This window comes from Pseudomonas sp. SG-MS2, from assembly GCF_009933855.1.
GTDB classification, from domain to species: Bacteria; Pseudomonadota; Gammaproteobacteria; order Pseudomonadales; family Pseudomonadaceae; genus Aquipseudomonas; species Aquipseudomonas putida_E.
The window spans coordinates 60,742-72,976 of the sequence record NZ_MOMO01000074.1; the positions used below are offsets into that span (position 1 = coordinate 60,742).

Genomic DNA, 12,235 nt, shown 5'->3' on the forward strand with positions numbered 1-12,235 from the left:
GGCCCTCGACATGATCACCACCGCACTGGTCAGCGGCCTGGGCCTGGGCAGCATGTATGCGCTGCTGGCTTTGGGCTTTCACCTCACCTATGCCGTGTCGCGCACGGTCAACTTTGCCCAGGGCAGCGCGATGATGGTCGGCGCCGTGCTGGGCTACAGCCTGGCGGTGACCTGGGGCTGGCCGCTGTGGCTGGCACTGCCCACTACCCTGGTGCTGTGCGCGGTGCTGGGCCTGGCCATCGAGCGCTTTCTGGTGCGGCCGTTCCATGCCCGTGGCTCGGACGCCTGGCTGATGGCGACGGTGGCGGGCGGGCTGCTGCTGGACAACCTGGCGATGTTCACCTTCGGCAAGGAGCCGCGGCAGTTCGGCAGCGCCCTGACCAGCCTGCGCCTGGACCTGGGCGACAGCAGCCTGAATGCCGTGCAGCTGGCCATCCCGCTGGCCGGCGCGGCGGTGGCGGCCACGCTTTACTGGGTGCGCAGACGCACGCAACTGGGCTTGCGCCTGGAAGCCTGCGTGCAGAACCCACGGGCAGCGCGGTTGATGGGCATCGAAGTGAACCGCGTGGTGGCGGCGGCCTTTGCCCTGTCGACCGTGTTCGCGGCGCTGGCGGGCCTGCTGATCGCACCGCTGTACAGCGTGCACGCGGACATGGGCACGCTGTTCGGTCTGAAGGCTTTTGCCGTGGCCATCCTGGGCGGCATCGCCAGTGCCGGTGGGGTGTTTGCCGCAGGCCTGCTGTTTGGCCTGCTCGAAGCGGTGGTCACGTTGTATTTCGGCTCTGCGTTCACGCAATTGCTGTGCTTTGCACTGGTGATCGTGGTGCTCGCGGCACGTCCTGATGGCCTGTTCGGCCGCAAACTCTGGGTAAAGGTATGACCATGCGCGAGCGACTCGCCCCCCTCGGCCTGGCCCTGTTCGGGGTCGCCTGCCTTGGCCTGGCACTGGGCCTGGACAGCTACTGGCTGTTGATCCTGACCTTGTACGCGCTGGCGGTCACCGTCGGCGTGGGCCTGAACATCCTGATCGGTCTGTCCGGGCAGATGTCCTTCGGGCACATCGCCTTCTATGCCATCGGTGCCTACCTGTCAGCACTGCTGACGCTGGCCGGCCTGCCGCTTTCGGCCGCCCTGCCCCTGGCCGGCCTCGGCTGCGCGGTGCTGGGTGGCTTGCTGGCGATCCCGGCGCTACGGGTCAGCGGGCCTTACCTTGCGATGATCACCATTGCCTTTGCGCTGGTGGTGCACAACGGTCTGATCGAGTGGCGCAGCGTCACCGGAGGGGCCAATGGCCTGATGGGCATCCCGCTGCCTGAACTCGGCACGCTGGACCCGGCGCTACTGCTGGCACTGGCTTCGGTGCTGCTGATGCTGGCTGCGCTGGTCTTCTACTGGAGCCTGCAACGCAGCGGCTGGGGCCTGGCTATGCGTGCGGTGAAGGCTTCGGAAATTGCCGCGCGTTCACTGGGGGTCAACCCGGTGCAGACGCGGACCCTGGCCTTTGCCCTGTCGGCAGGCCTGGCGGGGGCGGCCGGGGCACTGGTAGCGCCGGTGCTGATGTTCATCAACCCCGCGGCGTTCCCGTTCTCGCAGTCGATCCTGTTCGTCCTGGCGGTGATCGTCGGTGGCGCCGGCATGCTGTTCGGGCCAGTGCTCGGTGCACTGGTGATCGTGCTGCTGCCCGAATTGCTGGCCGACTTTGCCGAGTACCGCTTGCTGGCATTTTCGGTTCTGCTGCTGGCGGTACTGTGGGCTGCACCACGCGGTGTGCTGGGCAGCCTGGCCAAGCGCTTCTGGCGGCCGCGACACGAGCCAGTCACGGCACAGCCCGACACGGCAGCGCTGCAGGGGTTCTTCGCCGGTGGTGCGCAGCATGGGCTGAAGGTCGAGGGCATCGGCATCCGTTTCGGCGGTGTGCAGGCCGCGCAGCAGGTCAGCCTGCAGGCTGTACCTGGCAGCATCACCAGCCTGATCGGGCCCAATGGTGCGGGCAAATCCACGGTGCTCAACCTGATCAGTGGTTTCTACCGCACCGACACCGGCTCGATCCAGCTGGGCGGGGAGCTGGCCGGGCAGCCGGCCTGGCGCATCGCCCGCGCCGGTATCGCCCGTACGTACCAGACCACCCAACTGTTCGGTGAGCTGAGCGTGCTTGAAAACCTGCTGCTGGCCTTCCAGCAAGGGGCCATCGAGCGGCCCTGGCCATGCCAGCAGGCCACACGCAAAGCCATGGCCATTGAGTTGCTGGCGCTGGTCGGCTACCGCGGCAACCTGCACGTCGTCGCCGATGACCTGCCCCACGTCGACCGCCGCCTGGTCGAGATCGCCCGGGCCCTGGCCAGCCGGCCGCAGGTGCTGCTGCTCGACGAGCCTGCCGCCGGCCTCGGCCGGCAGGATACCGACCGCCTGGCCACGCTGCTGCAACGCCTGGCCGCCTTCAACCTGGCGATCATCCTGGTCGAGCACGACATGCCGCTGGTGATGGCAGTGTCGCAAAGGCTACTGGTGCTCGACGCCGGCAAACCGATCGCCTGGGGCACACCTGAACAGGTGCGCGCTGACCCACGGGTGATTGCCGCGTACCTGGGTGGCACCGAGTACCAGGCCCAGCCGCGCGCGCAGGCCTGGGCAGGCTCGCGTGATGCCGTGCTGCACGTGCGCGACCTGTGCATCGACTATGGCGCGGCGCCAGTGGTCGAAGGCGTCGACCTGGTGGTCAACCCGGGCGAGCTGATCGCCATTCTGGGCGCCAATGGCGCCGGCAAATCGAGCATCCTGCAGGCCCTTGCCGGCCTGCACAGGCAGCGTGGCGGCAGCATCGTGCTGGACAACCGCAGCATCGAAAGCCTGGATGCCAGCCAGATCGCCCGCCTTGGCCTGGCCCTGGTCCCTGAAGGCCGGCAGCTGTTCGGCCAGTTGAGCGTGCGTGAGAACCTGCTGCTGGGGGCCAATGTGCGCCAGGATGCCGTCGATGCCGACGCCGAGATTGCCGCGATCCTCAAACGCTTCCCCCGCCTGCGCGAGCGTATCGACAGCCCGGCCGGGCTGCTCTCGGGCGGTGAGCAGCAGATGGTCGCGATCGGCCGCGGGCTGATGGCCAAACCGCGCATCCTGCTGCTCGACGAACCGTCCCTGGGCCTCTCCCCGGCGATGATCGGCGAGCTGTACGACGCCCTCGCCGCCCTGCGCGACGAAGGGGTGACGTTACTGCTGGTCGATCAGATGGCCAACCTGGCACTGCAGGTGGCCGACCGTGCCTACGTGCTGGAAACAGGCCGTATCGTCAAACAGGGCAGCGCCGAGCACCTGCGCGGCGACCCACAACTGGAAGCCGCCTACCTGGGCACAGGAGCCGCCGCATGAGCCACCTGGAACTGATCAATGTGCGCCTGGGCGACGGCCCGGCACTGAGCCGCCTGCTGATCGAAGACGGCCGGTTCGTGGCCCGGCTGAGCCGGCCGGCGCCCAAACTCGACCTCGGCGGCCGGCTGGTGTTGCCCGGCCTGATCGAAACCCATATCCACCTGGACAAGGCCTGCATCCTTTCGCGCTGCCAGCTGCGCGAAGGCACGCTGGCCGAAGCCATCGCCCAGACCCGCCTGGCCAAAGCCGATTTCACCGAGGCCGATGTGTACGCGCGCGGCGCGGCAGTGCTGGAGCAAGCCATCGTGCAAGGCACCACGCACATGCGTACCCATGTCGAGATCGACCCCGGCATCGGCCTGACCGGCCTGCGCGCCATCCGCAGGCTGCAGGCTGATTACGCCTGGGCCGTGACCTTGGAGATCTGCGTGTTTCCGCAGGAAGGCATGCTCGACAACCCCGGGACCGAAGCACTGTTGTGCCAGGCCCTGGACGAAGGCGCCGAAGTGCTGGGCGGCTGCCCTTACACCGACGCCGACCCGCCTGCACAGATCCGCCGGCTGTTCGAACTGGCGGTGGCCTACGATCGCGACCTGGACCTGCACCTGGACTTCGACCTGCAGGTCGCCGGCATGACCCTGGGCGAGGTGATCCGCTGCACCCACCAGCATGGCTGGCAGGGCCGGGTCACCGTTGGCCATGTGACCAAGCTCTCGGCACTGCCGCAGGCCGAACTGATGCGTATGGGCCACGCCTTGGCCGAAGCCGGCGTGCAGGTCACCTGCCTGCCGGCCACCGACCTGTTCCTCACCGGCCGTGACCGCTTCCATGACAAGCCCCGGGGGCTGGCACCGCTGACGCAGTTGCATCAGTGCGGGGTGACCTGTTCGTTGTCGAGCAACAACATCGGCAACCCCTTCACGCCCTACGGCGATGCCTCCCTGGTGCGTCAGGCCAACCTGTACGCCAACGTCGCTCAACTGGGCACGCCACAGGAACTGCTGCTGTGCCTGGGCTGGATCTCAAGGCAGTCGGCGCGCCTGCTGCGCCTTGCCGACTATGGCCTGGAGCCGGGTTGCCGAGCCGACTTCGTGGTGTTCGACGCCCCCTCGCCGGCCGAGGTGATCGGCCGTATCGCCGCGCCGCTGATGGGTTTCAAACAGGGCCGGCAGACCTTCAGCCGGCCACCCGCCGAGCTGTTCCCGGCACAGCTCACAGCCCTGACAGTGCCTGACGCAGGTTGACCTCAGGCGCAGCTACATCCTCGAGGGCCAACTGGCCCTCGAGTTCGTCCAGGTGCGCGATCATTTCGTCCACGGCCGCCTGGGTATTGCCGGCGCGCAACGCATCGATGATCGCCTGGTGCTCGTCCGAGGCACAGGGCGGGCTGTCACCACGCTGGTAAAGGGCGACGATCAGCGAGCTGCGCACCATCAGGTTGCCGAGGATGTCGGCCAGCACCTGGTTGCCGCTCACCTCCCCCAGCAACAGGTGAAACTCGCTGAGTTCGCGGACGATGGCGCGGCGATCGGTGCTGGCAGTGGCTGCGCGCTCGTTGTGCATGTGCTGTTCGATGCGCACCTGATGCTCGGCGACATGGGCCGGGGTGATGGCCTCGACGATCGCCCGCTCCACGGCGCGGCGTGCGGCGAAGATTTCCCGTGCTTCGCGGGCACTGGGCTGGGCCACGGTGGCACCGCGGTTGGGCTCGATGTCGACGATGCGCTGCATGGCCAGGCGTTGCAGCGCAGCCTGCACGTGGTTGCGGTTGGCCTGCAGGGTCTCGACGATGTGCGCCTCGACCAGCCGCACGCCGGGGCGTAGACGATGCTGGGCAATGGCCTTGGCGAGCATCTCGGCGATGCGCTGGACTTCTTGTTGCTTGCTGCTGACCGTCTTGCCTTTCATCGAGACCTCGAAACCCTCAAACGCATTGGGCCGGCATTATCCGCCGGGCCAGGCATTGCGGCAATCGGCGCGGTTCAGTCCTGCTGGCCAAGGGCGCTGCCCTGGCTGCGCGGGTCGTAGGCAGCAGTGCGCTGGCCGTCAGGGCCGATGGCGATCACGCCGGCCAGGCCCATCAACGGGCTGAGCGCAGGCGTGGTCTCGACCTGATGGCCCCGGTCGACCAGCCCCTGTACCACCGATTCGCCGATATCGGCCTCCAGTTTGAGGTTGTCGGCACTGTCGAAGAAGCTGCGCCCAAGCAGAAAGCGCGGTGCACGCAACGCCGCCTCGGCAGGCTGCTGATAGTCGATCAACTGGGTGGCAAGCACCATCTGCGTCTGGGGTTGGCCGTCACCCCCTTGCGTGCCGAAGAACCAGCGACGCCCATCATCGGCCAGGTAGGCCGACGGGTTGAGTGTGTGCGCCGGCCGCTTGCCGGGCGCCCAGGCATTGCGGTGCCCCGGCTGGGGGCTGAAACCTGCCGCACGGTTGTGCCAGAGGATGCCGGTATCGCCCAATATGCAACCGGAACCGAAATCATGGAACAGGCTTTGGATCAGGCAGGCGCTGCGCCCGGCGCGGTCGGTGGCGGCCATCCACACAGTGTCGGCAGGTTGCCCGGGCTCGCCCCAGGGCGTCGCCCGCTGCTCGTCAAGGGTCGCGGCAGGCTGAGCAAGCGCGTGCTCGAAGTCCCAGCCGCTGGCGAGCGGGTCATGCAGTTGAGCGTTGCGCTGCAGCAGGCCCTGCTTGATGGCTTCGACCAGCAGGTGGTAGTAGCGCGGCGTGCCGTTTTCGCCCAGGTTCACAGCCTGCAGGGCAGCCATGGCGCGCAGCGTGTACAGGCCTTGGGTGGGTGGCGCGACGTTGTACAGCCGGCCGTTGCGATAGCGGATGGAGATCGGCGCCGCCAGGCAGGCCCGGGTGGCGCGCAGGTCTTCGACGGTCAGGCCGCAACCCAGCGCGTCGAACGCCACACCAAAGGCTTCTGCCAGTTCCCCGTGATAGAAGTCGCCTGGGCCACGCCGCGCCAGGTGCTCCAGGCTGTTGGCCAGCGCGGGTTGGCGCAGACGGCCACCTTGGGGCGTGCACAATGGCTGCAGGCTGGGCAGTGTCTTGATCAGGCTGGCGCGCTGCCCTTGCCAGAACAGTTGCGAGGGCGATACCTCTACCCCGTCACGGGCCAATCCTGCGGCGCCAGTCAGCAGGTCGGCCCAGCCCAGCCGCGACCCCCACTGCTCGCTGATTGCCTTGGCCTGCGCCCAACTGGCCATGGCCCCGGCCGTGGTCCCGACGGAGCCAGGCCCGCGCAGGCTGATCGCGCCTGCTGCAGGCAAGCGCATCCCGGCCTGGCCGATCCCGATGATGGTGCGTACCTGGTCGTCATGGAGCAACCACAGTGCATCACCGCCAAGGCCCGTCATGTGTGGGTACACCGCCGCCAGCACGGCACTGGCGGTGAGCATTGCATCGATTGCGCTCCCCCCGCCGTCGAGCACCTCCAGGCCCGCCGCGCTTGCCAAGGGGTGCGGGGTGCACAGCACGCCACCGCGGGAATGGGCGACCAGGGACTCGTTCATTGCTAGCTCCTTTTCTGATATTGCTAGCAATCAGCAAGGATCGTTCCCATTTGCCAAAACCGCTTTGAACTAATCCCCACCCCCTGCTCCCTAACCTTGTGCGTTCCCATTGCCACTCACTAGGAAGGTTTGATCACTATGAAAAGCGAACAAGTTGAAGGTGTTGCACAGAAGGTCGCTGGCAAGGCGCAGAGCGCAGTGGGCCGGCTGTTCGAGGACCCGGCCCTGGAGGCAGAGGGTGATGGCCGCCAGGTCGCAGGCCAACTGACCAAAACCTATGGTGACGCATTGAACAACGTCTCCACTTTCGTAAAAGAGAAGCCCATCACCGCCCTGGCGATTGGCGCCGCCCTCACCCTGGTGGTGAGCCGCCTGCTGCGTCGCTGATAAGCAAAAGGTTGTTCCAAGGGCTTCGAGGCATCTGAAGCCCTTTGGCATCAAGCAGCAGCTTCGGCAAGCGCGATAGCAGACTGTATCGAGGCGAATCAATGGGTGAACAGCCGTCGCTCGCGCGCCCAGACAATGGCTTCACTGCGGCTGTGAACATCGAGCTTGGAGTACACCGTTGCCACATGATTGCGCACGGTATTGAGCGCCAGGTTAAGCCGCGTTGCGATTTCCTTGTCGGCAAGGCCTTCACAGATCAGCGCCAGCACATCGCGCTCGCGCCGGGTCAGGTCGGTAAACGATGCGTCTGGTAAACGCCCGGTGTTGATGCGCTTGGCATTGGCCAGTTTCTCGATCAAGGTCTGGCTGAACCAGGACGCATCCTGCATCACCGTTTCTATCGCCTCGACCAACTCCAGCTCAGAACGCTTGCGCTCGGTAATGTCCATCAGTACCAACAGGTAGCACGGGGTGTCCTGCAAGCTGACGGTGTCCGCCTGCAGCACACAGTCGAGCCGGTCATTGCCTTTTTTTCGCAGCTTAAGGTCCAGCCCTTCGATGCGCCCGGTCTTTTCCAGCGCATCGAACACCTGGGTAGCCACACGCCGATCATCCATGAAGTCGATTTCGACCACTGTCTTGCCTATCAGCTCCTGGGCGGCGTAACCCAAGGTGTCCAGAAAGGCTTCATTGGCATCGATCAGTTGCTGCCTGTCGGCGCTGCACAACAGGGTGGGCACAGGGCTCAGGCGAAAGGCCTTGGCAAAGCGCTCCTCACTCTGGCGCAGGGCATTTTCCGCCTTGCGCCGGGGCTCCAGGTCGGTGAATGAAAACAGCATGCAATCTTCTTCATGCATGTCCAGCGGTTGCCCGGCAACGATCACCAGTTTGCTGCCGCCATCGGGCAAGCGCAGTTCAGCCTGCATCTGCGGAATGGTCGCCCCTTCCATCAGGCGTTCGATAGCCAACTCCTTGCGTTCGGCGTTTTCCAGCACATCCACTTCGTAGACCGAACGGCCAATGACGTTCTCCCGCATATGGCCGGTCATTTCCAGAAAGCCCTGGTTGACCTTGATGAAGCGCAGGTCGCTGAGCCTGCAGATGACTGCAGGGGCCGGGTTGGCATTGAAGGTTTTTTCGAAGCGCTGCTCGGCGCTGGCCCACTCGGTGGCATCGGCCAGGATCAGCACCAGCGATTCGGCCTCGCCCTTGCTGTCTTCCAGCACCATGCTGCGCACACGGTGCACGCGGCTGCGCGCTTCGTCGTCGCCAACAGCCAACACCTCTACCATCACGTCGCTGAACACCTCCCCCGCGGCCACACGGGCGATAGGGTACTGCTCGGCTTCAAGGGGGTGATTGTTGCGGTAGCGCAGGGCAAAGCGTTCGCGATAACCCTCAGCGTTGCTGCCCAGTTGCTCCAGGCTGTCGACCCCGTGCATGCGCAAAGCCGCTTCGTTGGCCCAGATGATGGATTGGTCGACCTCCAGCAGGATCACACCATCGGACAGCCCGGCGATGATTTGCTGAAGCTGGCGGCGGTTGGTCTCGCGGGCAAGCACGGCGTCGCTCATAGAGTGTCTCCAATCGGTAGTTCTGCATGGCCTGGAGCTTAAACGCTGCAGGCGGGCCAGGGTTGGTGCGAATGCACTAATCGATCAGGTGCGGATGCGCCAATACAGCCTTGCATGTGACCTGCAAACTGGCCCTGACGTTGCACCTGGCCTGTGTTGCCGGTGCTGCCGGAACTTACCCACGAGGATGCATAGATGACTGAATCGTATGTGACCACCCCAACCAACGCTGTCAGCCCGCTACGGGTATCGTGGAGCGCCGTGTTTGCAGGCGGCGCCATCGCCCTGGCCAGCTACCTGGTACTCAGCGTACTGGGCACGGCCATTGGCGCCGGAGCCATGAACCCGATGGCCGACGGCAATCCGCTGCAGGGCTTTGGGACCGGCGCTGGGGTGTGGCTGTTCATCAGCACCCTGCTCTCGGTCGCAGCCGGTGCCTGGGTCGCCGGGCGTACCGCGCCCACCCGCGGCGGCCTGCATGGCCTGTTGAGCTGGACGGTGACCACCCTGCTGGCTACCTGGTTGCTGGCTTCGTTGGCCGGCACCGTGGTTGGCACTGCCGGCAATATCGCTGGCAAAGGCCTGTCGCTGGCAGCCGACGGTGTCGCCGCCGCCGCACCCAGTGTGAGCCAGGGCATCAAGGAGCAACTGAACAAGAATGGCATCTCGCTGGACTGGGACAACCTGGAAGCGGAGTTGAACAAAACCTTGGCGCAGTCCGGCAAGGCTGAACTGGCCCCTTCGTCCCTGGAGCAGCAGGCCGATCAGGCCCAGGCTCAGGGAGAGTCGGCAGGGCGCGTCGCGGCCGAGGACCCGACCCAGGCCGTCGACCAGCTCAAGCAGTGGTTCGAGCGGGTGCGCAAGGCCGGTGAACCTGCCCTGAGCGCGGCAGACAAGCAAGCGTTGGTCAACATCGTCGCTGCGCGCACCGGCAAGAGCCAGCAGGAGGCCCAGCAGGTGGTCGATAACTACGCCCGTGCCTACCAACAGGCCGCCGAGCAAGTGAAAGTGCTCAAAGAGCAGGCCGAGCAACAGGCTCGCGAAGCCGCCCAGGTAGCCGCCAGCAACGTATCGAAAGCCGCCTGGGGCACCTTGGTAACCCTGCTGATCGGTGCCGCCTTGAGTTTTGGCGTAGGCCGCTTCGCGCTGACGTCTCGCAAGACGCGCGTCGCCACGGTGTGAGTCGCAACGCAAACGCTGTATGTACGCTTCACCCAACCCACGTTTCACTGATGTCTGTTGAAGGAGAACAACCATGAGCAGCACTTCGGACAAAGTAAAAGGCTTGGCCAACGAAGCCGTCGGCAAGGTCAAACAAGCCGTAGGCAAAGCCACTGGCAACACGGAGCTGGAGGTCAAAGGCAAGGTGCAGGAGAAAAAAGGCGAAGCTCAGCAGGTAGTCGCTGATGTCAAGGACGCGGTCAGCAAGGACTGATGATTGCGCTTGAGCCTTTACAAACGGTCGCCTGAGGGCGGCCGTTTGCTATTTGGCGGCATACCGTTCTCGGCCAGCGGCCGAGCCATTAAACGAGCACCGCATGCGACAACGATCGACCGACCAAATGCTTTGCGTGCAAGTATCATCAGCTACTTGTCTGCTTGTATAACGATCAGCATGCAGGCCGCACTCTCGCCCAAGGAGCAATGATGAACCGCTTCAACCCTGGCAAATTGAAACTCTCGAAATGGACAGCGCGACACCCTGAGAACCGCGAAAAGCACTTTCTGGTGACCGACCTGGAACTGGATGAAGAGGGGCATGTGCTGCGTGTGGAACTGGAAGCGGTGCACAGCAAGCGCAGCCAGTGGCTGGACTGGCGGGTACTGCGTGACCCCGAGGTTTAGCTGATGGGCTGGCAGTGAAAACGGTCTGATCCGCCGCCGCCCCGATCGCGCTCAACACACGCTCCGCGCTCAGCCAAACACCGGCTTCAGCAAGGCCTGCGCCTCATAGAGCGGTGGCAGGTAACGCAGCCGTATCTCATCCATGCTCAGCCGCGATGCATGGGTAGTGATGGTCAGTGTCGCCTTGAGCTGCCCCGCCCGGTCCAGTAACGGCACGCCGATTACGCGCATGCCGACTTCGAACTCCTGATCGACGATGCAGTAGCCCTGCTCGCTCACCTGCTGCAACGTCGCGTCCAGCAGCGCCCTGTCGGTCTGGGTGTAGGGCGTCAGAGGGTGTAGCGGGTTGCGGGCGAAGTAGTCATCGCGCTGCGCTTGGTCCAGGGCCGCTAGCCAGACTCGCCCCCCGGCAGTGCAGTACATCGGTACCCGCGAGCCGGGCCGTATCGACAGTGATGCGATGTGGCTGTAGCGGCTGCGCACCAGGTGGATGATTTCATCATCGTCGCGTGTGCCCACCGAGACATGCTCCTGGGTCTGGCGCGCCACTTGCTCGACGATCGGGCGCAGCATGCGTGGCAACTGTGCCGAGTCCACATAGGCCTGGCCGATACGCAGGGCCTTGGGGGTCAGCCAGTAGTGGCGGTTGTCGGTTTCGGCGAAGCCTTCATGCACCAGGGTCAGCAGAAAACGGCGCGCTGCGCTGGGCGTAAGGCCTGCTTGCCTGGCGGCCTGGGGCACGGTCAGGCGCGGCTGCTCGGCGTTGAACAGCTGCATGAGCGCCAGGCCTTTCTGTAAACCGGCAATCAGGTCGCGGGGGTGAGTCTGGGGTTTGTCCATGCGGTGCACCCGTGAGTGGGGAAAAACGTGCCGCTGAGCAGTGCTGAACAGCGCCTATACTGCGAATATCGGCTTATCGATGCGATTATCGCATCAAACCGTTGGCAAGCGCATTGTGACAACGTCGCCGCCGCATCACCCTGACTTCCATAACAACACCCCTAACGGAAGTCACCATGATCAAAGGTTCGACAGCGCTGGTCGCCATCGTCGGTTCGCCCATCGCCCAGGTGAAATCGCCTGAAAACTTCAACACCTGGTTCAGCAACAATGGCCTTGACCTGGCCATGCTGCCCATCGACTTGCAGCACGCCGCGCTGGACGCTTTTGTCGACACCCTGCGCGGCTGGCGCAACCTGCGCGGTTGCGTGGTGACCGTGCCCTACAAGCAGGCATTTGCCACCCGCCTGGACGGCCTGAGCGAACGTGCAACAGCCCTGGGCTCGGTGAACGTGGTACGGCGCGAAAACGATGGCCGCCTGTATGGCGACAACGTAGACGGCGCAGGTTTTTTGGGCGCAGCACGCAAGCACGGCTTCAACCCTGCGGGCAAGCGAGTGCTGGTCATTGGGTGCGGCGGGGTCGGCAGTGCCATCGCCTACGCACTGGGTGAGGCCGGGGTTGCCCAGGTCACCCTCAGCGACCCGGAAACGTCTCGCGCCGCAGCACTTGCCGCGCTGCTGGGCAAGGCCTTCCCTGGCG

The 12,235-nt window shown here is 65.0% G+C and carries 12 protein-coding genes; 8 read left to right on the plus strand and 4 right to left on the minus strand.

The window, feature by feature from the left end; genetic code table 11:
* Positions 1 to 10 precede the first annotated feature (10 nt).
* Genes BLX42_RS06230 through BLX42_RS06240 form a run of 3 tightly spaced genes read left to right on the plus strand, consistent with a single transcriptional unit; the run spans position 11 to position 4,607 of the window.
* Entirely contained in the window at positions 11 to 880 is an 870-nt protein-coding gene (locus BLX42_RS06230) for a branched-chain amino acid ABC transporter permease (protein WP_012314053.1), read from the plus strand.
* Entirely contained in the window at positions 877 to 3,363 is a 2,487-nt protein-coding gene (locus BLX42_RS06235; RefSeq protein WP_161871387.1) for an ATP-binding cassette domain-containing protein, read from the plus strand. The genes BLX42_RS06230 and BLX42_RS06235 overlap by 4 nt, the downstream gene beginning before the upstream one ends.
* A complete protein-coding gene (locus BLX42_RS06240; protein WP_161871388.1) occupies positions 3,360 to 4,607 on the plus strand; it encodes an amidohydrolase family protein in 1,248 nt (415 codons plus the stop codon). The genes BLX42_RS06235 and BLX42_RS06240 overlap by 4 nt, the downstream gene beginning before the upstream one ends.
* Here the strand turns inward: BLX42_RS06240 and BLX42_RS06245 are convergent.
* Together BLX42_RS06245 and BLX42_RS06250 are read right to left on the minus strand one after the other, a co-directional pair.
* Complete coding sequence (locus tag BLX42_RS06245; protein ID WP_039601266.1) at positions 4,576 to 5,271, minus strand: GntR family transcriptional regulator; 696 nt, start codon at positions 5,269 to 5,271, stop codon at positions 4,576 to 4,578. The genes BLX42_RS06240 and BLX42_RS06245 overlap by 32 nt on opposite strands.
* Before the next feature lie 74 nt (positions 5,272 to 5,345).
* A complete protein-coding gene (locus BLX42_RS06250; RefSeq protein ID WP_256345745.1) occupies positions 5,346 to 6,887 on the minus strand; it encodes a gamma-glutamyltransferase family protein in 1,542 nt (513 codons plus the stop codon).
* A gap of 138 nt (positions 6,888 to 7,025) precedes the next feature.
* Here BLX42_RS06250 and BLX42_RS06255 point away from each other — a divergent pair, with 138 nt between their 5' ends.
* Positions 7,026 to 7,274, plus strand: a complete 249-nt coding sequence (locus BLX42_RS06255; protein WP_012314048.1) for a CsbD family protein — start codon at positions 7,026 to 7,028, stop codon at positions 7,272 to 7,274.
* A 98-nt stretch (positions 7,275 to 7,372) separates the two neighbouring features.
* Here BLX42_RS06255 and BLX42_RS06260 read toward each other — a convergent pair whose 3' ends face one another.
* Entirely contained in the window at positions 7,373 to 8,848 is a 1,476-nt protein-coding gene (locus BLX42_RS06260; RefSeq protein WP_161871389.1) for a PAS domain S-box protein, read from the minus strand.
* Between the two features lie 195 nt (positions 8,849 to 9,043).
* Here BLX42_RS06260 and BLX42_RS06265 point away from each other — a divergent pair, with 195 nt between their 5' ends.
* The 3 genes from BLX42_RS06265 (at position 9,044) to BLX42_RS06275 (ending at position 10,693) form a co-directional block, all read left to right on the plus strand.
* A complete protein-coding gene (locus BLX42_RS06265; RefSeq protein WP_039601269.1) occupies positions 9,044 to 10,030 on the plus strand; it encodes a hypothetical protein in 987 nt (328 codons plus the stop codon).
* A 73-nt stretch (positions 10,031 to 10,103) separates the two neighbouring features.
* The gene (locus BLX42_RS06270; protein ID WP_012314045.1) at positions 10,104 to 10,283 is read left to right on the plus strand and encodes a CsbD family protein; all 180 of its coding nucleotides are present in this window, start codon (positions 10,104 to 10,106) and stop codon (positions 10,281 to 10,283) included.
* A 212-nt stretch (positions 10,284 to 10,495) separates the two neighbouring features.
* Positions 10,496 to 10,693, plus strand: coding sequence for a TIGR02450 family Trp-rich protein (locus BLX42_RS06275; RefSeq protein ID WP_161871390.1), 198 nt, complete (start codon positions 10,496 to 10,498; stop codon positions 10,691 to 10,693).
* Between the two features lie 69 nt (positions 10,694 to 10,762).
* Here the strand turns inward: BLX42_RS06275 and BLX42_RS06280 are convergent, their stop codons facing one another.
* Positions 10,763 to 11,533: an IclR family transcriptional regulator gene (locus tag BLX42_RS06280; RefSeq protein WP_119688774.1), complete on the minus strand. Its 771-nt coding sequence runs from the start codon at positions 11,531 to 11,533 to the stop codon at positions 10,763 to 10,765.
* 176 nt (positions 11,534 to 11,709) lie between these two features.
* On the opposite strand from BLX42_RS06280, the gene BLX42_RS06285 reads away from it, so the two are divergent.
* A partial coding sequence (locus BLX42_RS06285; RefSeq protein ID WP_161871391.1) for a shikimate dehydrogenase occupies positions 11,710 to 12,235 on the plus strand: 526 nt, incomplete at its 3' end.

Coding starts and splice junctions, on each gene's coding strand:
- BLX42_RS06230 (WP_012314053.1), top strand. CDS start 11: ATGATCACCACCGCACTGGTCAGCGGCCTGGGCCTGGGCAGCATGTAT.
- BLX42_RS06270 (WP_012314045.1), top strand. CDS start 10,104: ATGAGCAGCACTTCGGACAAAGTAAAAGGCTTGGCCAACGAAGCCGTC.
- BLX42_RS06240 (WP_161871388.1), top strand. CDS start 3,360: ATGAGCCACCTGGAACTGATCAATGTGCGCCTGGGCGACGGCCCGGCA.
- BLX42_RS06260 (WP_161871389.1), bottom strand. CDS start 8,848: ATGAGCGACGCCGTGCTTGCCCGCGAGACCAACCGCCGCCAGCTTCAG.
- BLX42_RS06275 (WP_161871390.1), top strand. CDS start 10,496: ATGAACCGCTTCAACCCTGGCAAATTGAAACTCTCGAAATGGACAGCG.
- BLX42_RS06265 (WP_039601269.1), top strand. CDS start 9,044: ATGACTGAATCGTATGTGACCACCCCAACCAACGCTGTCAGCCCGCTA.
- BLX42_RS06250 (WP_256345745.1), bottom strand. CDS start 6,887: ATGAACGAGTCCCTGGTCGCCCATTCCCGCGGTGGCGTGCTGTGCACC.
- BLX42_RS06255 (WP_012314048.1), top strand. CDS start 7,026: ATGAAAAGCGAACAAGTTGAAGGTGTTGCACAGAAGGTCGCTGGCAAG.
- BLX42_RS06245 (WP_039601266.1), bottom strand. CDS start 5,271: ATGAAAGGCAAGACGGTCAGCAGCAAGCAACAAGAAGTCCAGCGCATC.
- BLX42_RS06235 (WP_161871387.1), top strand. CDS start 877: ATGACCATGCGCGAGCGACTCGCCCCCCTCGGCCTGGCCCTGTTCGGG.
- BLX42_RS06280 (WP_119688774.1), bottom strand. CDS start 11,533: ATGGACAAACCCCAGACTCACCCCCGCGACCTGATTGCCGGTTTACAG.